The organism is Paenibacillus sp. GYB004 (genome assembly GCF_036577605.1).
In the GTDB taxonomy this organism is placed as follows: Bacteria; Bacillota; Bacilli; order Paenibacillales; family NBRC-103111; genus Paenibacillus_AB; species Paenibacillus_AB oceani.
In genome coordinates this window covers 36421-63406 of the sequence record NZ_JARBDB010000017.1, presented here as the reverse complement: position 1 = coordinate 63406, position 26986 = coordinate 36421, and the positions used below count along the sequence as shown (strand labels likewise).

Here is a 26986-nt window from a genome sequence, read left to right as displayed (position 1 = left end):
AATAGCGGAAGATTTCTTTCCGCTATTTTCCGTTTTCGGGCCCTTTCTCCCCGATCCTGCCGAAATAACGGAACTATTTGTTCCGCTATGCGGTCCAATCCGTCTTCCGGTGATAAATAGCGGAAGTCAAACTTCCATACCTTTCTTTCACCGCTGTTATGACAGCAGGAGGGTTGTTTTTGATTCGTTGATCGTATAGCTCCCGCTTGCGACCGGCTCCCAGCCTGCCCCAAGCCTGCTCCCCTCCCCCTGCCGCACGGAACGAACAGACCGGATGCGCTCCGTTTACACGGTCACAGCAGCTCTGCGCTCCAGCAGGACGATCCGGTCGCAGATCGCATCCGCGTCTTCTTTGTCGTGGGTGACGAGAATCGAGGTGATGTTGGCCGCTCGCAGCAGCTGCTTCAATTCGTCGCGGATTTTGCCTTTCAGATCGGCGTCGAGATTGCTGAACGGTTCATCCATCAGCAGGATGGACGGCCTCGGCGCGAGCGCCCGCGCGAATGCGACGCGCTGCTGCTGTCCTCCGCTAAGCTCGTGGGGGTAACGCTTGGCATATTCTCGCAGCTGCACGAGGCCGAGCATCTCGTCCAGTCTGGCCGCCCGCTCTTTTTTCGCCAGCCGGTGCAGACCGAACAGGATGTTGTTCTCGACGGTCAGATGCGGGAATAACGCATAATCCTGAAAGACCATCCCGACGCCGCGCGACTCGGGACTGACGAATACGTTCGAATCGACCATCGTCGTCCCGCCTATCGAGATCCGGCCCGAACGCGGCGCCTCCAGCCCGGCTATTAACCGCAGCAGCGTACTTTTCCCGCAGCCGCTCTGTCCGAGCACGCCTACGACCTCGCCTTGCTCCAGCTGCATCGAGAACCCGCTCAGCACGTGTTCGTTTCCTTTGTCGTATTGAAAAGTAAGGTTGGATATCTCAAAAAAGGTCATGGGGATCGCTTCTCTCCTAACCAGTGATAGAAAAAGACGGACAGCATGCCGACGGCGACAATGAGCAGCGAAGGCGCCGAAGCTTGATGGATCTGCTCGTCGCTTGCGTACTGATAAGCTTTCGTCGCCAGCGTATCGAAGTTAAACGGCCGCAGCAGCAGCGTCAGCGGCAGTTCCTTGACAATTTCCATAAACGTCAGAATACATCCGGTAAAAACGGCGCCCTTGATCATCGGCAGATCGACCTTGAAAAACGTCCGGGTCATCCCCATGCCGAGCAGGCGCGACGCCTCCGAATACCGGTTGCCAATTTTCTCGAACCCGGCCTCTACCGAATTAAACCCGACCGCCAAAAATCGGATGATATAAGCAAAGACGAGCATCGCCAGCGACATGCTGAGCACGAGCTTGCCGTCCCCCCAGCCGAGACCGGCATACAGGCCGCTGAGCTTGTTGTCGAGCGAAATGAATACGGCCAGCACCCCGATGGAGAGCACGGCCCCGGGGATCGAATACCCCATGGAAATCAGTTTGGACAGCGCCAGCGTATACCCGGTCCGGTGCAACCGGCAGACGTTCGCGACAATGACGGCGACCAGCATAAGCAGCACGATCGATACGACGGAGATGAACAGGGTGTTCCATAACAGTCCGGCGAATTTGGCGTTCAGCACGTCCCGGTACGTCCAGGTCGCCCACACGATCAGCTGTACGACCGGGATGATGAAGGAAAACGATACGATCACCGCGCCGAACAAAAATGCCGCAACGGCCGGAACCCCTCGAAGTCTTCTTCTCGCAAGCGGCCTCATTTTACTGGTAGAGGAGTTGTACCTCCTGCGCCTGCGCAGCAGCCGCTCGATCAGGAATACGCCGACGATGAAGCACATGAGCAGTGCCGCGAGCCGCAGCGCCGAGTCGACGTCGGACATGCCGAACCACGTCTTGAATATCGCGGTCGTAAACGACTGAATCCCGAAATGCTTCGTAACCCCGTAGTCGTTTAACACTTCAAAGGCAACCAGGCTCGCTCCCCCGACGATCGCCCCTTGCGACAGGGGAAGGACGATCCGGAAAAAAATATGAACCGGATTTTTGCCGAGCAGTCTCGCATTTTCGATAAAAGCGGCGCTTTGCTTCTCCAGAAACGTCTTCGTAATCAAGTATACGTACGGAAATAAAAACAAAGTAAAAATGAAGACGGCGCCCTTCATGGACATGATGTCGAAATATTTCTGATCCGGCGTCCAACCGACCACGTTGCGGAAAAAGATCTGAACGCTCCCGGTATAACTGAGCATATCCCCGTACGTATAAGCGGCGATATAAGGCGGGATCGCCAAAGGCAGCACGAAAGCCCAGGCAAAAAAGCGCCTGAGCGGGAAATCGTATGCAGCGACGAGCCAAGCGAGCGTAACGCCGATCAGCACGGTGAAGAAGACCGTTCCGAGCACGAGCCATAACGACTCGAGCGCGTAATCGAGCAGCAAGTAATCCTGGATATGCTGCCAGTTTTCATTCGGCTTCCGGAAGAGGCCGATCAGAATATATAGAGACGGAAGAAGGGCCGCGAGGGCCCCGGCTACGCTTAGGAAGACCCAAGCGTTGCTGTTCCGTTTTATAGTACGCCATAACGTGTTGACCTTCATTGTAAGTTCCAGCCTACTTCCAGCCTACCTTGTTCAACAGTTCGGTAGCTTTTTTGTTATGATCGCCGAGCTTGCCGAAGTCGATCTGTTGGGTTTTGAACGTTCCCCACGATTTCAGCAGCTCCGGCTTGTCAGCCGTCTCGTTTACCGGGAATTCGAAGCTGCCATTGGTCAGCATCGTCTGCCCTTCCTTGCCGGTAATGAACTCGACCAGCTTGATTGCATTTTCTTTGTTTTTGGCATGTTTGGTCAAGCCGACGCCGCTGATGTTCAGATGAGTGCCTGTCGTGCCTTGGTTCGGGAAAAACACCCCGATGTTTTGCGCGACTTTCACTTCTTCGGCGTCTTTCGAATTCAGCATTTGACCGACGTAATACGTATTCATGATCGCAACGTCGCCGACTTTGGCGGCAATCGCCTTCGCCTGGTCGCGGTCTCCGCCCTCCGGCTTGCGGGCCAGGTTCGTCACGATGCCCTTCGCCCATTCCTCCGCCTTCGCCTCGCCGTTCAACTCGATAAAGGAAGCGAGCAGCGACTGGTTGTACAAACTCGACGAGGAGCGGACGAGCACTTTGCCCTTCCATCTGTCGCTGGCCAAATCTTCATACGTTGACAGCTGCTCCGGTTTGACGCGGTCTTTCGCGTATACGATGACGCGGGCGCGCGTAGCGACTCCGACCCATTGATTGTCCTTGTCGCGGAATTGCTTCGGAACGTTTTTGTCGATCGCCGCGGAAGTGATCGGCTGCAGCACGCCGTTTTGCTTCGCGTAGTTGAGCACGCCGCCGTCCACGGTGACGAACAGATCCGCCTCCGTGCTGGCGCCTTCCCGCTTCAGCCGTTCGACAAGCTCCTCCGCCGTCCCTTTGACTTCATTAACTTTAATGCCGGTTTGCTTCGTAAAAGCATCATAAAGCGTGCTATCCACATCATAATGCCGTGCGGTGAAGACGTTGACGACCTGCTCCTTGCCTTTGGCTGCATTCGCCGCATTGTCCGCCTGTTTGCCCGCGTTCGGGTCGGCCGTACTGCCGCCACTCTGGGCTCCGCCGCAGCCGGCTATTACAATCATCGCCATTGTCGTCAGCAGCGCAAGGCCGCCGGTAAGTTTGTTTCTCATCGCTATTACCCCTATTCTTCTATTGTTGGATAAATGGTTTTATCGCTTTGCAGATCCTAGCAAAGTTCCATTAAGAAACAATCAATTAGTTATCATGTTTGTTGATGATAATATTCATTCTCAGTGGAGGGCCAAAAAAAATGGCGGCCTGCAAGTTTCGTACCTTCTTCCGGCCCTTTCATTTAAACAGCCGCTGCTTTCTTCTCCTTGATCGGAGCGGCCTTCGCCTGTCGGCGTTGTATGTATCATGGCTTCCCTCCAGCCGTTTTCCATTATCATTGATAATGAATATCATTACCATTGAAACGAACAATTTACATTGTAACCGATGAAAATGAGAAAACGATGTGAAAACGAAAAAAAGTAGATAAGCTTCCATAGAAACTTACCTACCCGCGTTTATTTGCCGTTATTTGGAGGTACTGCCGGTAATAATACGGTCACTGTCGTGCCTTCGTGCTCCACGCTGTCGATCTTAATAGTGCCGTCGTACCGCTCAATCAGCCGTTTGGCGATCGCCAGACCGAGTCCGTGGCCGCCCTGCTCCCCGCTTCTGGCCTTGTCCACCCTATAGAACCGGTCGAGGACGCGAGGCAGCTCGCTTGCCGGAATGCCCGCGCCCTGGTCGGACACTTGAATGCACACTTGCCCGTCACGGACCGTCCCCGTCACCCGGACCGATTTCCGGTCCGGCGAATATTTGACCGAGTTGTCGATCAGAATATGCAAAATCTGCTCCAACTGCTGCTCCGGAATACCTACCGCCACGCCGGTTACCTTGTCCGTCACGGCTTCGAACCGGAACGCGGGGAAAACGACCGCGCTGTTCCGGACGATCTGCCGGATCGTCTCGGCCGGATCTGCAGCGGGCCGCTCCCCTTCGGGAAGCGCCGCTTCCGCGCGCGACAAAGCGAGCAGCTCCTGAACGAGCCCCTTGAGCCGGGCCAGCTCGTGAATGGAAGCGTCCAGCGATTCTTCCAGGATGGCCGGGTCGTTTTTCCCCCAACGCCGCAGCATCGCCAGATGGCCTTCGATAATCGCGACCGGCGTCCTCAGCTCGTGCGAGGCGTCTTCGACGAACTGCTTTTGCTGGAGAAACGATCTCTCCACCTGATCCATCATCTTGTTGAACATACTCATCAGCGTATAAATCTCATCCTGATTGCCGCCGAGCGGCACCCGCTCATGCAGCCCTTTCCGCTTGATCTTGCGGATCGTATCGGACATCGATTGCAGCGGCTTCAGCACTTGGCGGGCCAGCATCCAGCCCCCGAACCCGCTCAAGAAAACAGCTCCAAGCCCGCACAGCAGCATGACGCGGGAGAAAGCCGCGATTAATTCGGCGAAGTCCTCCGTATTGCGGACAATCTCGATCGTGCCGGTAAACTCAAAAATGGTGAGCGGGCTTCTCATGATCAGCAGATTATCGCTCCGCTGCCACGTCCCCGCGATCTCGCCGCCCGCTGACGATCCCGGCGTCTCGCCCCAACCGCCGCTTAACCCGTTCGAGACGGACACGATGACGCTGCCGTTCGCGTCAAGCACGCGAATCCCTTGATTTTGCCCGTTTACCCGTTCGAGAAAACCGCGAATCGGGGCCAGATCGGCCCCCTTGAAGGCGAATTCATTTTCCAGGAAATAGTTAAGCGCCGCTCGCATCGTCTGCTGGACGCCGGTCTTCTCCCGCTTGATCATCCATTGCTCCACATACACGTACTGAACGGCGTTATACGCCGCGAACAGCAGAAACAACAGCAGGGACGACCATAAGGTCAGCTTCCACTTGATCGGGAGATGCAGCCAGGTACGCGTTAATTTTCTCATCTTCGCATCACGTAGCCGGTACCCCGGAGCGTCTGAATATAGCTCGTTTCCCCCGGTGCATCGATCTTGTTACGCAAATACCGGACATACACATCCACGACGTTCGTATCGACCGCCGCTTCATATCCCCATACCATGTCGAGCAGTGTTTCGCGCGTCAGCACCCGGCCCGCGTTTCTGAGAAACGCAACGAGCAGGTCGTATTCCCGCTTCGTCAGCTCGATCTTCCCGGCTCCCTTGCGCACCTCGCGGGAATCCAGATTGACGCTCAGGTCCTGGAACGACAGCAGCGCCTTGTTGTCCTCGTCTCTGTCCTCCTGTCTGCGGAAGACGACCCGAATCCGCGCCAGCAGCTCCTCGATCGCGAACGGCTTCGGAATATAGTCGTCCGCTCCGCTGTCGAGGCCCGATACCCGGTCCGTGACACTGTCTCTGGCTGTTAATATCAGGATCGGCGTTTTCTTGACGGTCCGGATTCGCCGGCATACTTCCATACCGTCTATACCGGGCAGCATCAGATCGAGCAGGATGACGTCCCAGTCCTCTCTCAAGGCGAGGTCCAGTCCCGACGGCCCGTCGTAAGCCGTCGTCACCGAGAATGAGGCGTGGCGCAGCTCCAGCTCGATAAACCTCGATAAATGTCTCTCGTCCTCGATCAGCAAAATGGTCTTCATCCCGCAGCTCCGCCCTTGGTTCATCTCATTAAGTGAGAATAGTTATCATCATTCTGCTGTTATTGTATAAGAAAAAGGCTGGCGCATCAACCTTTGGCGGATATGCGGTAAGGGCGGCGTCCTTAAAGAATGGGCGGGCAGGTGACCGGACTAAACGGACCGGACGACACAAATCGGGGTGCTGAGCTGCGCTTTGTAATCGAAACGGTTATCTCCCCTCCAGCTCCCGGACTCGTTTTGTCAGCTCCTGCACAGCCTTAATCAATGGCGCGATAAACTCGGTATAACGCAAGCCGTAAACCGGTTCGCCCGCAGGACCTCCATCATTGTCCAGGGGAACGGAACGGGTCAAGGCGGCAAAATCAGAATCCGCCATCCCGAGCCGGCTGATCACCCTCTCCACATCCTGCGCGACTAATCCGTAATGGACGCGCCCGCTTTGCCCGTCCGTCATCTTGAACTTGGAGGGAGTAAGCAGGTTAACGAAATCCAGTCCCAGGTCGGAAGCTTCAACGTCGTACTTCAGCCGTTCGTCCGACGTCTGGATGACCCCATTGGCCGCGTAAATATCGTTAAACCGATTGACCGGCTGCCCCAGATTTTGAACGCCGTCTGATGTGGGGTGCAGGTCGCCGTTTGCTTTATACAGAAACCTCGGTGTCCCGTTCAAAGAAACCGATACGTCGCCGCCTCCCGTAATAGCCTGATCCGCCGTCGAAGTCCCGCTGCGAAGCGTCAGACGCGATACACCGTCAATCGTACCGGCGGTATAAGACGCACCGTCCTGAATGATGGACAGCTGCTTCGCCAGCCGGTCCGCCGTCCCATTGCCGGACGCAGCCGCACCGGTGACAACCGCGGTCGAACCTCCGTCGCACATTACGCCATACCGCGCATTCTCGCTGGCATTGACCTTCGTCGCCCTTGCCACCGCTCCGAACGCGAGCGAAAGTCCGTCCCGGCCGTTATAGGAAGCCGTCGCATTCGTACACGATATTCTCCCTCCGTACTCGCCGTGAATTCCGTTTAAACTGTTGTACACGGCCGTCGCGCTATCCGCGCTGAGCTGGGCGCCCGCCCTGGCCTCGAACCCGTTCGCCGCATTGCCTGCCGAAATCGTATTCGGAGCAACCAGCGATCCGCCGTTAAACGCAAAGCCTCCAACGAGCCGATTGCCGATAAAAAAGGCCGCGCTCGTGTTAAAGCAGCCGCCGTAGTCCGCGATCACGCCGTCCAAATAATTTCCGGCGGCTATGCAGAACTTGATCTCGATCGCGGCGGAGGTGCCGACGTAATACCCTCTTCTGCCGTTTCCCGTCGATACGGCACCTTTCCCGTACACGCCCGAGCCGCCGGCGACGCATATGCCTTGCTGGTCAAACTGGCTCACGCATACGAACTCTCCGAGCGAAATCGAACCGCCGGAAATACCTAGCGGATTTTCTCCTCCCGGTGCCGCCGAGCCGCTCACGATCGTGTTGGACCCGACATAGATGCCGTGCGTGCCTTTCTCCGTCCCGGTCACATTGGCTTCATTCCAGTAGTCGTACATGTTGCCGACGATTCCCACATCCTCCAGAAGCCCGACGCTGGAGCCTCGTACGACAATACCGTCGGTATTGTTGTATTTTAGAATCGTGCCAATCTTGTAAAGATCGGCGGAAGCCAGCGTATGCGCCGGAAATGCCGGCTGACGGTAGCGGTTGCGGACCGTGATCTGATTGGAGCCTGCCGACACGACTTCCCAAAATCCCGCATGGGCGTAATGGTTGCCATCCCCCGACGTCTTGCGAATCATCACCCAATCTCCCGCCGCAAAGCTTCCCGAACTCGTCACGGCGAGCGTAACGAGATAGTGCCCCGCCGTCCCTGTCACGTTCGTCTGACCGACCGCTTTGGCGGTTAACGTCACATCCGCTCCTTTAATCTGAATCTGCTCGGCGTTCGGATGCGTAATCCGGGTAGCGCCCGGCATCACATAGGAACCTGCAGCCAAACGGATGCGGACTACCGAGCTGGACGGGATCATCCAGCGCTCGATTGCATGCAGCGCCGCATTCAGATCGGAATACTGCGCGGGTACGTCCACCGTGATAGCGGCTCCGGGGGGGACGAAATAAACTTGTCCGCCGGCTGCGTCTGCGGCCATCTGGGCGTCGCCGTTCCAATCCGCGGCGCTCGCCAGCTCGCCCAGCTTATCCGCCACGGTGCGGCCTTTGTAGCCGACCAGCTCAGCTCCCTTCACAGGGTCCGCGTTATTCGCCAGCTCCTCCCTCAAGCCGTTGTCCCATGGCTTGCCTTTATGTCCGTAAACCGCCTCCCCGACCGCGCCTGCTTCCGCTTCCGCCAATTCAAGCTTCAACAGCTCCGAGGACAATAAGGCCGCGCCGCCAAGCCCTGCGGCGGCAAGCAGCTTTCTGCGGCTGATCGATGGAGCGGAGCCGCCGCTTGGCGGCAGCTCCTGACGTTGATCTTCATCCTGACGAGGCATTCCGAATCACTCCTTTGCTGGGTGGTTGCTGCCTAAACCGGTTTATTTGCGGCCTTCCGCGTACTTCTTCGTCTGTTCCTCGTCGAACTGGCGCAGCGCCGTGTTCAAGTCGACTTGATCTTTAATGATTTTGCCCATCAGATTGGTGATGTCGTTTAAAGCTCTGCCTGCGAATTCCGTCGGCGGGAACGGCTTGGCCGGTTTGGTTTTAAATACGGCTTGCACGTTTTTCCCTTTCAGGATGTCGAGGTTTTTGCCGAACTCGTCTTCGAACTTTTTATCCTTCAGCACCGATATTTTGCCGTCGCGCACAAGCTCCAGCTGCACTTCGTCGGAGACGACCGTGCTCATGACCTGTAAAGCGGCTTCTTTGTTTTTGCTTGTTTTGGCAAGCAGCATCAAATGAATGTCAATTTGTGTGCCGATCCCCGGCTTCTCCGGAAATACCGGGTAGGAAGCCATATCCCAATTCGTGAAGCTCGACTTGATTTTGTCGTCGTTCATAAAGCTGAGCCAGTTCAGGCCGGCGATCATGGCGATCGTCTGGGTCTGGTTAAAATCTTTAATCCCGTTGCCGAGCGATTTGATATCCGAGTTGCCCGGGATCTCGTAGATGTCTCTGACCATCTGGAACACGCGTTTCCACGCATCCGTATTGGCAATCGATTTGTAGGTGGCCGGATCGATGAGAGGCAGCTCCAGCTGAGAGCCGGGACGGAATACCGAGTCGGGCTCCAAGCCCCGGTACTGCACATTGTCCGCCACCCGCGTCAACTTTTTGGCAAGCTCCGTCACTTCTCCCCAAGTCATGCCGTCCTTCGGGTACTCGACTCCGAACTTATTGAATATATCCTTGTTGTAGTACAACGCGTTAAACTGCAGCGTATACGGCAATCCGACCAGATAGGGGGTCTGATTCGTGATTTTGATCGATTCGAGCGCATCCGCCTTAAAGCCGCTAAGATCGGTTTTTTGACTTTGCACCAGCTCCGTCATATCGAATTGCAGATCCCACTGCTTGAAATCCTGCAGCGTGAGCGAATTCGTCGTAATGATATCCGGCACTTCTTTCGCAGCGATCAAGTTCGGCAGCGTCACCGTTTTGTTATCGATCAGCAGCGGCTTGACCGTGATGTGCGGATATTTCTTTTTCACCGGCTCGTATCACGTACCGTTCCATCTCTTTTTCTGTAAAATAACCGGGTCGATAACCGAAAGTGATCGTTACCGGCTCCTGCTTCACAGGCTGCACGGCAGCTGGCTGTGTGCCGGGCGCGGCATCGGCCCCTTGACCCGCTCCTCCTCCCGAAGCTTCTTTCCCTCCGCATCCGGCCAGCAATGACGCCGTCATCGCCGCGATGGCGGATAAAGCGACCGCTCGTTTTTTCCCCAGCATATGAATACCGACTCCCCTCATGTTTTCATCAGCTACAACGGACTTCCTTACTTGCTCTTGCTATCCTCGATGTGACGGTTAATTTTTTGATCCGCATCGCGCAGAGCGCTGTTCATATCCTGGCCGTTGAAATAGGCCTCGAAGCTTTTCAGCACGATTTGATTGACTGCGCTGTCTTCATAACGCGAGTAGGCCGGTGCCGGGACGGGAGAGCTTTTGAAGATCGACTCCAACCGTTTGCCTTTCAGGAAAGGCATGTCGGCGCCCAGCTGTTTTTTCATCTCGGGGTTTTGCAGCGGAGACAGCCTGGCTGTCGTTCGCGCGCTCAGCAATTGAACCTCGTCGGAGGTAACGACCTGAAGCACCTGCATCGCTTGATCCTTATGCTTGCTCGTCTTCGTAATCGCAAGCACGTGCGCATCGACATGGCCGTACACATTCGGCTTCTCCTTATAGCTCGGATACTGGGCCACGTCCCAATTCAAGCCTACTGCGGCCGCTTCCTCCAATGCTAGATTCAGCAGGTTGATCGTCGTAATCATCGCCAGATTCTGGTCTTTCAGGAAAGCGGGTTTGGCATTGGCGTTCAGGAAATTCCCCGGCTTATTGCCCGGTATCGAATAGATGGAGCGGGCAAGCTCGAACACTCTCCTCCATTCGTCCGTGTCGATTGCGGACCTTTCCTTCCCGCTGTTGACGTACGTGATCCCGAGCGGCTTGGACAACCGGGATACCGCCTCCGGATCGAGACCCCGGTACGAGACCCCTCCCTCGCTGCGGGTAACTCTTTTTGCCAGCTCGATCGTCTCTTCCCACGTCATGCCGTCTGACGGGTACGGGACGCCGAACCGGTCGAAAAGATCTTTGTTATAATAAATCGCATTAAACTGGACGGTAAACGGAAGGGCGTACAGCTCCCGCTGCCCCGACAATACGCGGATGGAATCTAGGACGACCGGCTCGAAGCGGGACAGATCTGCGCCGTGCCGGGCGGCAAGCGGCGTCATGTCGACCAATAAATCGTAAGCCTGAAAAGTAGACAACCCGCCATTCCACGTATACAGCAAATCCGGAGGCTGGCCGGCGGCCACCAAATCTTGAATCATCGTACCTTTGCCGGGCTTTAGCAACTCGATGTCGATATGCGGGTATTTCTTCTTGACCGGCTCGATAAACAAGCGGTTGACGTCCTTCTCCTCAATGCCTACCGCGGGAAACAAGCTCAGCTTAACCGGCGACGTATCGAACGCCTCCGCCTTCTCCGCTGCCTTCTCCACGGTCTCCTTAGCAGGTCCGCAGCCCGCCAAGGCGGGAAGTATGCAGAAACCGGCCAAGATCGACTTCATCCTTGCAGCTTTTCCTGCCTTCACTTGTATAGCCCCCTTAGAAACTGTCGATTAAATGTGTAGAAGTGTTATCTGGCCGTTCCAAGGGAAAAGTTGCCTTCTTCTGCTCAGACAGGTTGTCCGGAATCCCTTGATTTTAAAGGATTTTAAGGTTTGGGATTCCAGACAAAACTCGCCAGAAGGCAATCTTTTCACTTTCCACTAGGTTGTTCATAATGAATCGACAGTCTCCCTTAACTCCTGTAACGCACGCCCCATGATAGCCCGGATGTCCGCCCGAGCAGAGCGCACCTTTATTGCAGCGTCAAGCGCCAATAAACGATTTTTACCCGGTTCCACGTATATGTGATATATAGGTGGTCGCCCTGCGTTACGATAGCCGGATACGAAAATTCCCCCGGCTCGTCTTCCAGTACAAACTCGTCCCCCCACGTATTCCCGTTGTCGTGCGAGAGACGGACGACGAGCGGCGTTCTCGCCCCCCGGTCCTCCCCGACCGGATTGTATACGAGGGCCAGCGTTCCGCTCTGCATCCGGGCGAGATCGATGCCGCTGTTGTTGTTGGGCAGCGGCGTCGCATAAGCGGGTGACCAGGTTTCCCCTTGGTCCGTGCTGTCGCTTCGGTATATCGCCCCTGCGGTGCTGCGCAGCAGCATATGAACGCCCTCGTCCGATTCCCATAGCGTCGGCTGAATGATTCCTTTCCCCGGGAACGTTGCATGATCGATCGGGACGAGACTGCTGGCCTTCCACGAACCGCCGTTATCGCAGGACATATCGACAAAAGCGTCCCACTGCTGCAGCGTTTCGAGCGAAGCCGGAGCCAGCAGCATCCCGTTGCGCAAATAAATCGGCTTATTCCGTACCGGCCCGCGTCCCCCCGTATCGTTCTGAACAAGCGGAACCGGCTCCGACCAGCTTGCGCCGTCGTCCGTAGATGTGCACGTCAGCGTATGCCAATGAGGAATCGTATGGCCGACCTTATAATACAGGCGGAGCTTCCCCTCGTTCGTACGAAACAGAACCGGATTCCAGTGCGGCATCCCCTCGCGGTCCGCAATCTTTTGCGGCTCCGACCATTTCCCGTTCGCCCGTTTCGAGCTCCAGATCGCTACATCGCCCATTCCTTCCTTCGTGCCTCCGAACCAGGCGGCCAGAATACTCCCGTCCGGCAATACGTCCAAGGTGGAAGCATGACAGCTGGCAAACGGCCGGCGGTCACCAAAAATATATTCTTTTTCCGTTAAGCTGTACCTCAATACTCCTCGCTCCCATCCCGCAACACTTGATCGTTTCCGACTGCGGCCGCAATCTGGTATCACTATATCCCCGTACGAACCCGTTTCCAAGAAGCAAACGGGCGCCCGGTGCATCAATTTTCGCACTCCGGCGACCGATGATGCATGTATCTACCTGGCTGCATTTTTCCTACTCGAAGAAACGCACAACAGCCAAGCCCGAAACCTCTCGGCTTCGGGCTTGGCTGTTTCGTAATGCGTTCAATCCGGTATTCCAGCCGCCTCTCTGTTCGCGTCGGCTGCAATCGATTTGCGAAAATCGTTCGGGGACAAACCCTCCACCTTTTTAAACGTGCGCAGAAACGTCGTCCGGTTATGAATTCCTACCTTCTCCGCAATCGCGCCGATCGGCAGATCGGAGTGGACGAGCAGCTCCTTCGCTTTGGAGATTCGCACTTGGCTGATGTAATCGGTAATATTCATTCCGGTTTTCTCTTTGAATACGCGGGAGACGTATTTGACGGACACGTTCATTTTATCCGCGATTTTGTCCAGATATAAATCTTCATTGTAATGCTCGTCGATGTAGCTCATGATGGCGGACAGAAGCGCCCCCGACCTGTAAGCATGCTGCTGACGAACCATCGTCTCCGCGATCCCGCTATACAACCTGTGCAGCAGCTGCCGCCTCTCCTCCGGGTCGGCGGCGCTAGCCTGGAAGCGGAATAGCTGTTCCTCTTCCCGCTCCGTTAAAACCGCAGCGACGCCGATGCCCTTCTCGGACACAAATCTCAGCCCGGTATAGGCCATATCCGAGATGAGCGAGTGAAGCTGTTCGGCGGAACCGCCCTTGAGCTCGCATGACCTCAAAAGGTGATCGACCGCCTCCGACAAGCCCCCTTCGTCCCCCAGCTTCAGCAGATTCAGCAGCTTGTTTTCGTCGGAGAACAAATAGGAAGCGTCTACTCTCCTATCTGGCTTGTCCTCCCTCAGAATGACAAAATCCGGAGAGGACGTTTTCCTTCGCAACTGGTCCATTGCCTCCCGGTAAGAACGCGGGATGCCGTCCAGCCCCGGGTATAAACGGCCTGTCTCGATATGGATGCTGCAATAGATCGCATCATACCGGAACGTTTCCGCCAACTGCTCCAGCCCTGAACGGATGCCGGCGAACTCCTCCTCGTCGTCCAAATTAACGACGCAAATATATTGATGCTGCCTGCACTCAAGAACGTACAGATCGGCATAATCCTGAAGCGTTCCCCAGATCAGTTTCTTAAGCTTGCTATGAATGAGCATCCGGTCGACATCCTGCACCCCGGAATAAAAGGTCGTCTTAAACTCGAACAGGATCGTACAGCACGCAAAGCCGCTTTTCGAATATCCCATCTGATCGAGCAGCAGGCTTTGCTGTTCCCGGGACAGCTTGCCGCCCTGCAGCAATTGAAGCAAGGCAACGTCCAAATATTCCGTGGACACGTTGCGCAGCTTCTCCTCGAACTGCCGGTTGTACCGAAGCAATTGATCGATGCCTTGACCGATCCTCTCAAACTCGTCTGATGGCGTTACACGGCCGGGCGCCGGCTCTGTCCCGTTTTCGCCTTGATTGAGGATGTCCGAGATGCGCCGGATCGGATTGTAGATTCGAAAAGTAAATACGAATGAAAACGCAATGCTGATTACACCCAATACGGCGCAAATCAGGAGCAGCATGTTGACAATGCCACCAGCCTGCTTATTGAATTCGGCGGCAGGGGTGAGCGCGTAGTACTTCCATCCGTATATGTCGGATTGGACGATGGCCGCCAAATACTTTTTCCCTTCGATGGTTATCGGCTCGGACAAGGAGGCCGGCTTGCCGGCTATCCGGTCGATCTCCCCGGCGGTTTCGCTATTGGGAAACGCCTGATCCGAAGCTAGAATAAAACGGCCGTCACCGCTGGTTACGATGAAGCGGGTGTTCGGGTATGCGACGTTTCCCGAGAGCGTTTTTCGGATCGCGTCAAGCGATACGGAGGCCACGATGACGGCTTTGTTTCCCTGGATGACGCCCGAGGTCAGGAGCGGAACAACCTCCCTTTCGTAAAACGGAGTTTGGACCATGGAGCGGTCCAATATTTCTACCTGCGGCGCGTCGGTTCGTTTCCGTTCCCAGAAGCTCCGGTCATACTCGGCGAACCGGTAAAAACCGGTGAAAAAGGAACCGAAATCTTCCACTCCTCCGCTGGTGTAAACTTTATCATTATCGACATACACGAAAATTTCGTCCGTCGTCGTGTTTGCGATCGAACGGATTCGCCTCAAGCCGTTCAGCAACTGATGAACCTCCGTCCGTTCTTCCAGTGAATAAGCGGCGAAAGGCTTCATGAGCCGGATGACGGACGTGTCGCCAAACAGGCCGACAATCGATTCCTGGACCATCCGCAGGTCGTTATCTATCGCTAGGGCTGAAGACCGCATGTTCATCGTTATTTTCTCTGTAAACTCCCGCTTGAATTGATCGACGAAGCGGTCGTAGGTGAACGTACCGATCAATGCGATCGGAAGCAGCAGCGATAAGAAATATAGCAAAATTTGAACGAAAAGGCGGTTGACCCGAAAATACTTCCTCCATAAGTTCATTGCAAACTTCCCCCACACCGCTCTATGGCCGTACACGCGCCAATGCGTCGTTATAGATCGTCTCCATCTCGGGTACGCCGGCCCCAGTCAATTGCTCGGCATAAGCCTCGTATTCGCTTAACGGCCTTGTCCCTATTATAAACTTGAGCAGCTCCTGCTCGAGTGGGGCCAGCCGGGAACGGATGTGGGTCAACCGGTCCCGTTCCTCCTTCGTAAAGCTTGGAGCCAAGTTGTCGATGACAATCGCCCCCGGATCGCGCTTCAGCTGCTCGCTCCAGCGCAGCAGGTCGGGACTTGACAGCTCCATGACCGGCCTTTCATCGACAAGCGGAGAAATGGCCAGCAGACCGGCCCCGACTTCCGACTGCATCATGCGAATCGGATCGGCCGTCTGTTTGTAGGTTTCGGCGAGACGGGCGCTTACTCGGGGCTCTCCGTCCACGATCTCGTACGTTTCCCCACGAATGCCGAAATTCGATGCCAACGCTCCTTCGGGACTGTACAGCCAGTCGAAGAGTTTGATAGCCCGAAGAGGGTCCTCCACATTGGAGCTGATCGCATAAATATCGGATAGCCAACCTTTCGGATACAGAAATCCTCTTGTGCTGCCTTTAGCATTTGCAAGGTAAGGAATCAGCTCCAGACGATAGTCCGGATGATCCCGCTTTAACGCCTCGTTGAAATTAAGCGCAAACGTATAATTGTCGTAATAAAAAAAGGATTTCCCCGAGCCGAGGTTATCGCTCCAGCGCTGCTGACTGTTAACATCGAAGTCGGAATCGATCAGCCCCTCGCGGTACAGCCTGTTCAGGTACGTCAGCACTTCTTTGAATTCCGGCTTGTTCGTCCCGTACAAGTACCGCCCGCCTCCCAGGTCCGGATCGAAGTACATCCCCGCTCCCGAGCCGAGTCCGAAGGCGACCGCATTCAGAAACGATCCGATCCCTCGCGCCGTCCATGGAATCGAGTCCGGATACAGCTCCTTCAGTTTTTGCAGTACGGTATACAACTCGTCAAACGTACGGGGGACCTCGAGCTGATGCTTCTTCAAGATGTCGGTGCGAATCATCGGCGCTTTCGCATTTTGGATGTAATGCTGAGCCGTTACTGGAAATCCGTACAGTTTGCCGTCTACGTACAATCGCTGCATCAGCGGATTTTCCTTGAGGATGCTCCGGAAATGGGGCATCTGTTCCAAATAGTCGGATACGGGCAAAAAAATTCCCGTTCTTGCAAACTCAGTCATCTCATTCGGATTGATCAGCAAAATATCCGGCATATGGCCGGTCGTCATCAGCGACCTCTTCTTGTCCGAATAGCTGCTGAGCGGAATCGGGACCAGGTTTAACGTAATGCCGGTTATGCGCCGGATCTCCTTTAAGACAGGCGTGTCCGTCCGCAGAACCTGTGCCGGATGGTCGCTCCTTACTAACTCAAGCGTAAACGGCTCCGATGTTTGCGCTTTCATGTAGCTGCAGCCGGAGACCGCCGGGAGCAGAGCAAGAAGCGTACCCAGTGCAATTCGATTGAAAGCCGATTGCCTGTAACCGATCACGAAAGATCCCCTCCCTGTGAACAAGGTCGTTTGGCAATAGCCAATACAGGTTCAATTGTAGGTACTAAATGGAAAAAAGACAAGAATTATTTGTTCACCAATAAGGAACGTGGTTCTATATCAAATCAAAGTGTCATGCAATATCCTCCCTTCAAGCCGCCGCGATCAAAATCCGCAACCGGATTCGGCTGCGGCTACGATTACGTTTTCGTATGCGAAGCTTACAACATTGAAAGTTTTCCGTAAGTTAGATCCATGGCGCTCCGGGCGGCCGGATGCGATGATATCCATAGAGAATTCGCCGAAGCTGATGGTTTCGAAGCCGATATTGCTTCGCAAAACGTTGAAGGAGTGTACCGTACATGCTGGAAGTCAGAAACGTATCCAAAGTATATGAAGGCAAAGTAGCCTATCAAGCGTTGTCAGGTTTAAACTTTACGATTCAAAAGGGAGAGTTCGTCGGCGTCATGGGACCGTCCGGCAGCGGCAAAACGACGCTGCTGAATGTCGTCTCGACGATCGACAAGCCTTCGTCGGGCGAGGTGCTTATCGACGGCGTCGACACCCACCGGTTAAACAAGCGGCAGCTGGCGCTGTTCCGCCGCCAGGAGCTCGGCTTCGTCTTTCAGGATTTTAATCTGCTGCAGACGTTGACTGTAAAAGAAAACATTATCTTTCCGCTGACGCTGGAGAACGTCCCGATCGCCGAACAGGACAAGCGGGTGCAGCAAATCGCGGAAAAGCTCGGCATCGCGGGCATCCTGAATAAGCGCACCTATGAAATTTCGGGCGGCCAGTGCCAGCGCACCGCCATCGCGCGGGCGATCATCCACGATCCGAAGCTGATTCTCGCGGACGAGCCTACGGGCAACCTCGATTCGAAGTCGGCCAAAGACGTGCTCGAGACGCTTCAGAGGCTGAATCGCGACGAAGGCGCCACGATGATGATGGTGAGCCACGATCCGCAGGCGGCCAGCTACTGCGACCGCGTCATCTTCATCAAGGACGGGGCGCTGTACCGGGAGCTGCACCGTTCGGACGGACGCGAAGCCTTTTTCCAAAACATCATGAACGTATTGTCTTCCATAGGAGGATCGTCGGATGAATTTTCGTCAGTTCGCGTTTAAGAACGTTTTCCGCAACAAGCGTCTGTATGCCGGCTATTTTTTCAGCTGCGCCTTCTCGGTCATGATCTTTTTCGCCTATTCGATGTTCGTCTTCCACCCGGAGTTGAACTTCTCGACCCACGGCAGCTACGGCAAGGGCGCGCAGACAAGCATGGACGTGTCGCAGTATATCATTTACGTATTTACGTTTCTTTTCATTTTGTACTCGATGAGCGTCTTTCTGAAGTCGCGGAAAAAGGAGTTCGGCATCTGCATCATGCAGGGCATGTCCGATCTGCAGCTCCGGAAGCTCGTCTTCCTCGAAAATGTGATCATCGGGTTGACCGCTACCGCTTCCGGCATCGCGGCCGGACTGCTCTTGTCGAAAGGGATGCTGATGCTGGGAACGTCCGTGCTGGCGCTGGAGAAGCCGCTTTCCTTTTATTGGCCGGTCACGGCGGGATGGTTAACGCTCTTCGCCTTCACGCTGCTGTTCGTCGTGATTTCGCTCTTTACGGCCATCATCCTGCGAAGCAGCTCGCTGATCGATCTGCTGAAAGGAACCGCGAAGCCAAAGCCGGAGCCGAAGGCGTCCGCCGGGCTGGCGATACTCGCCGCCGTACTGCTGGCCGTCGGGTATGCCATCGCGTTTATCGTGAAAGGGATGCTCGTCCTGCTGGCGCTGCTTCCCGTCGTAGTCATCGTAAGCGTGGGTACGTACTTTCTGTTCACCCAGTTGAGCGTGTATATCATCAACAAGCTGAAACGCAAGCAAAAGCTGTATCGCAGCAATACGAACATGATTACATTGTCCGATCTGGCTTATCGGATGAAGGATAACGCCCGGATGTTTTTCCTGGTGGCGATCATCTCGACGGTCGCGTTCTGCGCAATCGGCACGCTTGTTGGGATGAAGTCGATGTTCGTCAGCATGATGTCGGAATCGACGCCCGCTTTCAAATACGAATCGTTTGCCGGCAACGCCCGAGCAGACGAGCATACTTCCCTGATCGAGCAGAGGCTGCAGCAGGAAAATACCGAGTATGAGAAATTCATCGTGAATATCAAAAGGCTCCAGGTAGCCGAATCGGGCAGACAACACCTCTTCATCCCGGCCGGCGACTACAACCGTTTGATGAACGAGCAGATCCAACTCGGCGATCGTGAAGCTTATCTGTATTTTCCCGACGATATGGGCTTCGGGCGACCGGAGGAAGGCGATCAGGCCAAACAGCTGAATGTCAAAGAAGGAGCTACGTTTGCGGTGACGAAAAACGAAGCGATCCCGGCCCCGCTGAAGCAGTTCGACTACGGGAGCATCGTCATCGTCTCGGACGCGGCTTACCGGTCGCTTCCCGAATCGGAGAGAGGCTCGATCACTTACGTGTATGAGGTGAAGAAGTGGGAGCAGACGCTGGATACGGCCAAAACGCTCAACGGGGAGCTTCAGGGCGAGCAGAAGCAGTTCAGCTTTACGTCCCGGGCTTACGAGATCAACGAGATGAACCAAAGCTTCGGGCAAATTTTGCTGACCGGATTGTTCATCGGCGCCGTCTTTTTCGTCGCGGCGGGCAGCTTCCTGTACTTCCGCTTATACGCCGACCTGGACAACGACCGGGTGCAGTACCGGGCGATCTCCAAGCTCGGTCTGACGGAAGCCGAGCTGTCGAAGATCGTCACAACGCAAATCGCGCTGCTGTTCTTCGTGCCTATAGACGTCGCGCTCGTTCACGGGGCGGTTGCGCTGAATACGCTGCAAAATACGTTTAACGCCAATCTGGTGAAACCTTCGGCACTTGTGCTGGGCACGTTCCTGGCGATCCAGATCGTCTACTTCCTTTTCATCAAGACGAGTTATTTGAGAAAATTGAAAAATGTGATGTAATGTGATCATACTTGCGCAACTACAAAAGGAGCGGCCGGTGACGGCCTGCTCCTTTTCTTCGTTCTAGCGTTCGATCTAATTAGGAAGAGAAAAGCCCGAATACCGTCAAGGTACTCAGGCTTCTCCCATACAACTATTCTAACATTAAGAAACGATTAAAGACCGCGCACCCGTCTTCTGTACAGAAGACCGGAAATACCTGCGGCAACCAGTGTCAAACCGGCCACTTGAAGCGGCAAATCACTGTCTTCTCCGGTTTTGGGAAGTTCCTTTACCCCCGCGCCGTTCGACTTGTTGTCGTCCGAGTTGGCCAGAGCCGAATGGTTTCCGCTCGTATCGGAGTTGTCCCGGTTAAGCTCTGCCGGTTCTTCGCCTTTCTCCTGATTGCGGCCTGCCCCTGCGTTATCCGAATCCCCTGGCGTTGTAGTACCAGGGTCCGCCGGTTTCTCCGTATCTGTCGGGTCCGTCGGTTTGCCTGGATCTACTGGATCGGTCGGATTGCCTGGATCGACTGGATTCGTCGGTTTACCCGGATCTACCGGGTTCGTCGGCTTGCCCGGATCAGTAGGGTCCGTTGGTTTGCCTGAATCTACCGGATCGGTCGGCTCCTCAGGATCGACTGGATCAACCGGATTTACCGGATCGACCGGCTTGCCTTGCTTCTTGTTTTTGACCTCGATTACCCCGATAGTACCTGCACTCGCTGCATCCAAAATAATGGTCAATTCCTTCGAGTCAAGCACATAACCGTCCGGTGCTGTAATCTCGGTCAACATATAAGTGCCGAATGGCATGTCGATAAACGGGAGCAATCCGTCCGGGCCAGTCGTATACGTCCCCATGATCACTTTGCCATAGGTCGAACCTGTGACTGTAATCCCGGTCCCGTAAGTCGAACCCGTAACCGTGATTCCCGCTCCATAAGTCGAACCCGTTACCGTAGTTCCCGTACCGTATGTCGAGCCCGTTACCGTAGTTAACCGCTCCAACTTGAAGATGGCTCCCTGCAGCGGCATTCCCGTGAGGTCGTCCACTTTCTTGATGAAGAAATTTCCCGTTTTCGGCACTATGACTTGCAGCTTATTTTTGACTTCGATCTCATGGGAACCCGCAGCTTCGGTATTGGCTGCCGTCAGAACGATCTCCCGTTCTGCCGGATCAAGCTCATACCCGGACGGCGCCGCGATCTCCGTCAAAATGTAAGTGCCAAACGCCAAATCTTCGTATTTCAGCAATCCATGGATGTCTGTCGTATACGTTGCATGGGTGACCGTAGTCCGGGTGCCGCTGGACGCCTTATGCTCCAGCTTGAATTGTGCCCCTTGCAGAACCTTGGCCTTCGTATCGGCATCCACTTTTTTGATGATCAGATCGCTTGTCGTTCTGATCTTATTCGTAACTATATACTCGTAGTAACCCAAAGTTTCGGTATTGGCCACGCCCAGCATGATTCTATGTTCTGTCGTATCCAGTACGTACCCGTACGGTGCTTGGGTCTCCGTCAAAATATAAGTCCCCAATTCCAAATCCTCGTACTTGAGCAATCCATCGATGTCTGTAGTATTCGTTGCACTCGCGACCGTGGTTCGTGTGCCGTTAGACGCCTCTCGCTCCAGCTTGAAATGCGCCCCGGGCAGGACCGTATTCGTGCCGTCTACTAGTTTCTTAATGTGCAGACTGCCTATTGTTCTGGCCTTATTTTTGACTTCGAATTCGAAAGCTTTCGTCACGGTCTCGGTATTGGCTGCGTCCAAACTAAATGTATGTTCAGTCGTATCCAACAGATACCCGGACGGCGCCTTGATCTCCGTCAAAATGTAAGTGCCGAACGGCAAATCTTCGTATTTCAGCAATCCTTGGATGTCTGTCGTATACGTCGCACCTGTGACCGTCGTCCGGGTGCCGTTAGACGCCTCTCGCTCCAGCTTGAATTGTGCTCCCGGCAGAACTTTGGTCGGCGTGTCGGAATCTACTTTCTTGATGATCAGATCGCCTGTCGTTCTCGCCTTATTTTTGACTTCGAACTCATGGTAACCCGTAGTTTCGGTATTGGCTACCGTCAGAACGATCTCCCGTTCCGCCGAATCCAGCTCGTACCCGGCCGGTGGTTGGGTCTCCGTCAAAATGTAAGTGCCGAACGCCAAATCTTCGTATTTCAGCAACCCGTGGATGTCTGTCGTATTCGTTGCATGGGCGACCGTAGTCCGGGTGCCGTTAGAAGCCTTATGTTCCAGCTTGAATTGTGCCCCTTCCAGGACCGTATTCGTGCCGTCTTCGACTTTCCTGATAACTAGACCGCCTGTTGTTCTCACTTTATTTTCGACTTTGAACTCATAACCTGTCGTACCGGCACGGTGTGGAGTCAGTTCGATGGAATGTTCCTTCGGATCGAGAGCGTACCCGTACGGCGCTTTAGTCTCCGTCAACATGTAATTCCCCAACGGCAGATCCACATATTTAAGCAGCCCGTTGCTGCCGGTCACATAGGTTGAATTGGAGACCGTGGTCCGGGTGCTGTCCGAATTGACCCGCTCCAGCTTGAATGTTGCGCCTTGCAGAACGGTATTCGTGCCTTCTTTGACTTTTTTGACGATCAGATCGCCTATGGCTCGCTTATTTTTGACTTCGAACTCATAAGGTGCACTGCCGGCCGTAGCGGCATCCAAAATGATCGTTTTTTCTGTCGAATCCGGCTCGTACGAGCGCGGGGCCGCAGTCTCGGTCAATATATAGGTGCCGAACAACAAATCTTCGTATTTCAGCAGGCCATCTGCATCGGTCTTGTTAGTCGCTTGGCTGATCGGAATCCGCTTCCCGTTCGACTCCCGCTCGAGCTTGAACTGCGCGTCTTTCAGAACGGCTCCCGTATCCAGATCGGTTTTTTTAATGATCAAGGTGCCGGTAACGCCGCTTCCGGTACCAGAGCCGGCAGTCTTCATAACCGTCTTGCTTTCGTTCGTAGTCTTTTCGCCTTTTGTAATCTGATCTCCGGTAAAGGTAACCGAATTGCTTACCGATACTTGGCCGGACGCGTTAATGAACGTCTGATACTCCAGAATGTAGGCATCCTTGATCGCATGATTCGGATTTGAATTTTTGAACTTGAGCACAAACGACTGCTTGCCGTTGTCATCCGTGGCAAAGTCCAAGGTGTAGTCTACATCTTTTACCAGTAAAGGTTTCGTCAAGTCTTTCGTTACCGTTCCATCCGAACTAACCTTTGTAGGATACAGCTTGAAAGAACTTTCCACCAAGATTTGATTTGCGCTAGGCTCGTCTTTCACTACTGCGTTCTCTACCAACGACTGTCCTCTATTAATCGGCAGCGTCCAATCCATAAGGACCTTGTTGGCTGAGTGAAGCGCACCGGTTTTGGAGACGAATTCGCCGCCATACTTAATCGGTACGGTTGTTCCGAAACTAGTAAGCGGAGTGCTGATGTTTTCGTACAGATCAGCTGTGTTCGAGATCGTCTTTTCATCAATTTTCACCCCGTCAAGACTAGTCTTGAACGTGATGTAATAGGGGTTGTTGATCACGGTGCCCGGCGGTTTGTCGAATGCTACGCTCAACGTGTTGTTGTTGGCCGCATTCGGTTCCGTGAACGTATACTCGCTGCTATTCACCTCGGCTCCAACTACGATTCCGTTCTCCGTCCCCGACAAAGTCATATGGTGTACGTTCAAAGAACCGGACACATACTTTTGACCTTGTCCGAGAATATCCTTCACAACCGCATCCGTAATCGGTCTGTTGTTGTAGTTGATACCGATTTTCCAGGTCAGTTCCTTCGTTACCGCATCGTAGGAACCTTCTTTAAATCCGTTGGCTTTGGTGAACGTATCCGGGATAAACGGGGCTGTGATCGTTTTCGATTTGTCCACCGTAACGCTGTTTTCAACTGCTTTCCAGTCCAGCTTGCCCCGGTTGTAAAAATTATCCTTGTGCTCCCCTTGAGAAATACCGAATGAATTATCGTGCGGCGGCTTCCATTCATTATCGAACTTCGTCGTGTACGTGATTCGATGTTCGGTCGTTACCGGTTTTAAAAATGTGATCGTAAAGCCGGTAGTCGGATCTTGAGTAATCGTATAGTCCGTGCCCTGGGTCAACGTCGTCGAGCCTCTTTGAACTCTAATCGGCCCATGCAACTGCAATCCGCCAAACGGGAATGTATCTGTAAAGACGAGATTTTGAACATCCGTATACCCGATCTCGTTGATCCGTACAGTCCAATCTATCGTTTTGTCGTTATAGTTTGGATTGCTCGACCCTTTATTGAGAAATTTCTGGCTGATGCTCTGTGTAGCCGACTTCGTGGTCGTACCCGTCGTTACGCTGTTACTCAGGGTATGGTCATCATACACATTCCCTGCTGCTTTGGTTTTGTACTTGATTTTAAAGGCTTGGCTGACTCCGCTAGGAAATTTCAGTTCAAAGCCGTTTTTTCCTGTGGCCGTAGCAGGAATTGTGGTATACCCGCTTGTCAGCTGGTTTCCAGTAACTGCGTTGCCATTCGAATCAAAGCTTACCTCATAGACCTCAACTTGTCCGTCCAATACATGCGTATCGTCAAACAGGTCTACAAGCACCGCTTGTGCAGCAGGAATCTGGTTCAACGAAAAGTTGTAGTCGATCTCCCAGCTTACCGTTTGAGTACTGGAGTCATAACCGCTGGTCTTCTTCTCCAGCAGCGTCCCGCGGTCGACCGTTACGGTCGGTGATGTTGCAAGAGGCTCCGTCGTGCCGCCTGTCAGAGTAGCCTTATTCACAAATGACTTTTTGTCATCCGTAAATCCGGTTGTAAACACAATCTGGTAGGCCGAATCGATATTGCCCAAATTTACGGCAAATTTGTTCGCTGCGACATTGGGATCATAGGTATAATCCGCAGCATTCAATTTGTTTCCACGCACGGTAGTACCGTTGTTTTTAACAATCAGCTCATAGACTTCCACATTAGCGGGCTTGGCAAGCCCCGGCGGAAGCTCGTCAATTACGGCAGCATTGCTTATTCGCTCGAGCTTCTTGTTAACGTCGATCGTCCAGTTGATCCACTGCGTTTGTTTGTTCCGATTGGGAGAACCCGATTTTTTGATCGTTTCCGTCACGTTCGGTTGAAACAAAACCAAAAGATCTTGCGTCTGATTATCCTTGATCGGGATCGAAATGGTCACTTCCGATTCGGATGTTTTGGTGATCTCACTGAACCACGTGTCGAACGTAAGCGTGCCCTTCACACCGGATCGTTTTTGGATCTCATCGTTAAAGGTCATGGTTACTTCGCGCGTGCTTTCCAGCAGCTTGAACGTACCGACTTTCACATTTCCAGCGATAAGCAAATCGCCGGTCACGTCGTTGTAAACTTCAAACAAGTTATGAATTTGGAATGTGAACGTATCGCCGGACTTGTACCCGTGTCCGTTCTCGAGCTCCCACTCGTAGTTTAGCTTTACGGCTGAAGCGGGCGCGACCCGATAATCGGGGTCTAGTGCCGCATCAATGATCGTTCCCTGGCCATCCTTCAAGATTACCTTCGAAAGAATACTGTCCGTAATCGCTGCCGCATGTGCCGTATTAAACAGACCCGTGAAGGTTTGGGCAAATAGCAGAAGCGCGATAGCGAGAACCGATATTTTCCTTCGCATGTTTCTTATGGGCCTCCATCTCTGTTGAATTAACGTTATGAACTTCACTTGCTCTTGCCTGCTTCGCTATTTTCATATCTCTCCTCCTCTCTAATGTGTTTGTTATTTTCAATGATCACCGTATAACAAATTTCTCTACAAATTCTCAACAGTTCCTAACACTCCGCCCCCGATATTTTATTCTCCTCAGTGTGAAAGTCAGCCAGCACAAAAAAGACCGCCCCTCGAGCCTGGGACGGCCTTCTCACCATATATGATTTACTAACCTCGAAGCTTCCACTGCTCCAACCAATTCAGCGTCGTTTCCGAAAGCCCGATCCCGAGTTCACCCTCCAGCATCTCCCGAACGATCCGGAATTGCCCTTCCACGGCAGAACGTTCTCCCATTTTGTCGTACACCTGCATCATTCCCAGATGACCCTCTTCAGAGTAGGGCTGCAGCTGCACGATCCGCTGATAGAGCGATAATGCCGCCGGAAGCATCCCCGTCTCGGTATAACACCCGGCGACCTGCACCGTGTGGTGCAGCCACATCATCCGAAGGCGCTGCCGCTCGCTTTCCGCCCAAGCGTACCCTTTATCCCCGAAATAATCGCCCGAGTACTCCTGCACCCATCTCCGGTGTTCCTCCAGGTGATCCGGCTGAACAGGTCCTAGATTACGGATGCCGTTCTCCCACTCCTCCACATCCAGCGCCACCTGATGCAAGTCCAGCCGGTAGCCGACCCGGCCGCTGATCCGGCTGATCTGTACATCGACATGCGATTCCTTCAACGTTTTGCGGATATGGTAAATGATCGTATACAGATGGGCCAGAGCCTTCTCCGGGTCTGTATCGGGCCAGAACAGATCGATCAGCGTTTCTTTGTATACCACGCTGCCGCGATGGTGGAGCAAATAACAGAATAACTCCTCTGTCTTCGTAGTTCTCCACCGGAACGGCTGCGCAGCATGCCCCTCCTGCTCGAACTGGAGCATGCCGAAACAGCGGATACAGCCGGCCTTGTTCTCACGCATTGCCGTCTGCTCCGCCAGCTGGGACCATTTTTTCTCCAGTCTCCTTACCGTCTTCATCAGCCTCCGGCTTTGAACCGGCTTGACGATGTAATCCATCGCATGAAGCTCGAACGCTTCCAGCGCAAACTGGTTATAAGCCGTCACGAATACGATATTGGTATCCGGACAGCTGTCCGTTATAATTTCCGCAGCCGTCAATCCGTCCATTTCCGGCATGTCGATATCCATAAAAATGACGTCCGGCTTCAGCTCCGGAGCAGCTTGAACCGCCTCCACGGGGTCCGTTAAGGCAGCGATTATTTCGATGTCCATCAATTCTTTCAGCAACTGCTCCAAATAGACGAGAGCCAGTCTCTCGTCGTCTACTAGCATAGCCCGGATCATAGTGTCACCGCTCTGTCGGTAATGTAAGCAGGTCCATTATACCATAGTTCGGGGACACTTCTCGTAGCGTGATGCGCTGCCATTCG

Annotated in this window: 16 protein-coding genes; 2 read left to right on the top strand and 14 right to left on the bottom strand. The window is 54.0% G+C overall.

Features of this window, described 5'->3' with window-relative positions:
- Window positions 1-285: 285 nt before the first annotated feature.
- The 12 genes from PV433_RS09615 to PV433_RS09560 form a co-directional block, all read right to left on the bottom strand.
- Window positions 286-945 carry an ABC transporter ATP-binding protein gene (locus PV433_RS09615; protein WP_332071932.1) on the bottom strand — a complete coding sequence of 220 codons (660 nt, stop codon included), beginning with the start codon at window positions 943-945 and terminating at the stop codon, window positions 286-288.
- A complete protein-coding gene (locus PV433_RS09610) occupies window positions 942-2594 on the bottom strand; it encodes an ABC transporter permease (RefSeq protein WP_332071931.1) in 1653 nt (550 codons plus the stop codon). Before PV433_RS09610 ends, PV433_RS09615 begins: the two co-directional genes overlap by 4 nt.
- 13 nt (window positions 2595-2607) lie before the next feature.
- On the bottom strand, window positions 2608-3714 hold the full coding sequence (locus tag PV433_RS09605) for a Fe(3+) ABC transporter substrate-binding protein (protein ID WP_332071930.1): 1107 nt from the start codon (window positions 3712-3714) through the stop codon (window positions 2608-2610).
- A 399-nt stretch (window positions 3715-4113) separates the two neighbouring features.
- The gene (locus PV433_RS09600) at window positions 4114-5538 is read right to left on the bottom strand and encodes a HAMP domain-containing sensor histidine kinase (RefSeq protein WP_332071929.1); all 1425 of its coding nucleotides are present in this window, start codon (window positions 5536-5538) and stop codon (window positions 4114-4116) included.
- Window positions 5535-6212 carry a response regulator transcription factor gene (locus tag PV433_RS09595; RefSeq protein WP_332071928.1) on the bottom strand — a complete coding sequence of 226 codons (678 nt, stop codon included), beginning with the start codon at window positions 6210-6212 and terminating at the stop codon, window positions 5535-5537. The genes PV433_RS09600 and PV433_RS09595 overlap by 4 nt, the downstream gene beginning before the upstream one ends.
- A gap of 208 nt (window positions 6213-6420) precedes the next feature.
- On the bottom strand, window positions 6421-8703 hold the full coding sequence (locus tag PV433_RS09590; protein ID WP_332071927.1) for a tail fiber domain-containing protein: 2283 nt from the start codon (window positions 8701-8703) through the stop codon (window positions 6421-6423).
- A 42-nt stretch (window positions 8704-8745) separates the two neighbouring features.
- The gene (locus tag PV433_RS09585) at window positions 8746-9858 is read right to left on the bottom strand and encodes an ABC transporter substrate-binding protein (RefSeq protein WP_332071926.1); all 1113 of its coding nucleotides are present in this window, start codon (window positions 9856-9858) and stop codon (window positions 8746-8748) included.
- Window positions 9809-10099, bottom strand: a complete 291-nt coding sequence (locus PV433_RS09580) for a hypothetical protein (protein WP_332071925.1) — start codon at window positions 10097-10099, stop codon at window positions 9809-9811. Before PV433_RS09580 ends, PV433_RS09585 begins: the two co-directional genes overlap by 50 nt.
- A gap of 47 nt (window positions 10100-10146) precedes the next feature.
- On the bottom strand, window positions 10147-11469 hold the full coding sequence (locus PV433_RS09575) for an ABC transporter substrate-binding protein (protein ID WP_332071924.1): 1323 nt from the start codon (window positions 11467-11469) through the stop codon (window positions 10147-10149).
- Between the two features lie 269 nt (window positions 11470-11738).
- Window positions 11739-12704 carry a sialidase family protein gene (locus PV433_RS09570; protein ID WP_332071923.1) on the bottom strand — a complete coding sequence of 322 codons (966 nt, stop codon included), beginning with the start codon at window positions 12702-12704 and terminating at the stop codon, window positions 11739-11741.
- 240 nt (window positions 12705-12944) lie between these two features.
- Complete coding sequence (locus PV433_RS09565) at window positions 12945-15305, bottom strand: helix-turn-helix domain-containing protein (protein ID WP_332071922.1); 2361 nt, start codon at window positions 15303-15305, stop codon at window positions 12945-12947.
- A gap of 22 nt (window positions 15306-15327) precedes the next feature.
- Complete coding sequence (locus PV433_RS09560; RefSeq protein WP_332071921.1) at window positions 15328-16860, bottom strand: extracellular solute-binding protein; 1533 nt, start codon at window positions 16858-16860, stop codon at window positions 15328-15330.
- 362 nt (window positions 16861-17222) lie between these two features.
- Here PV433_RS09560 and PV433_RS09555 point away from each other — a divergent pair, with 362 nt between their 5' ends.
- The gene (locus tag PV433_RS09555; RefSeq protein WP_332071920.1) at window positions 17223-17987 is read left to right on the top strand and encodes an ABC transporter ATP-binding protein; all 765 of its coding nucleotides are present in this window, start codon (window positions 17223-17225) and stop codon (window positions 17985-17987) included.
- A complete protein-coding gene (locus PV433_RS09550; RefSeq protein ID WP_332071919.1) occupies window positions 17962-19851 on the top strand; it encodes an ABC transporter permease in 1890 nt (629 codons plus the stop codon). The genes PV433_RS09555 and PV433_RS09550 overlap by 26 nt, the downstream gene beginning before the upstream one ends.
- A gap of 155 nt (window positions 19852-20006) precedes the next feature.
- Here the strand turns inward: PV433_RS09550 and PV433_RS09545 are convergent, their stop codons facing one another.
- Both PV433_RS09545 and PV433_RS09540 read right to left on the bottom strand, forming a co-directional pair.
- The gene (locus PV433_RS09545) at window positions 20007-25499 is read right to left on the bottom strand and encodes a SpaA isopeptide-forming pilin-related protein (protein WP_332071918.1); all 5493 of its coding nucleotides are present in this window, start codon (window positions 25497-25499) and stop codon (window positions 20007-20009) included.
- Window positions 25500-25760: 261 nt separating this feature from the next.
- Complete coding sequence (locus PV433_RS09540; RefSeq protein WP_332071917.1) at window positions 25761-26900, bottom strand: response regulator; 1140 nt, start codon at window positions 26898-26900, stop codon at window positions 25761-25763.
- Window positions 26901-26986: the final 86 nt, after the last annotated feature.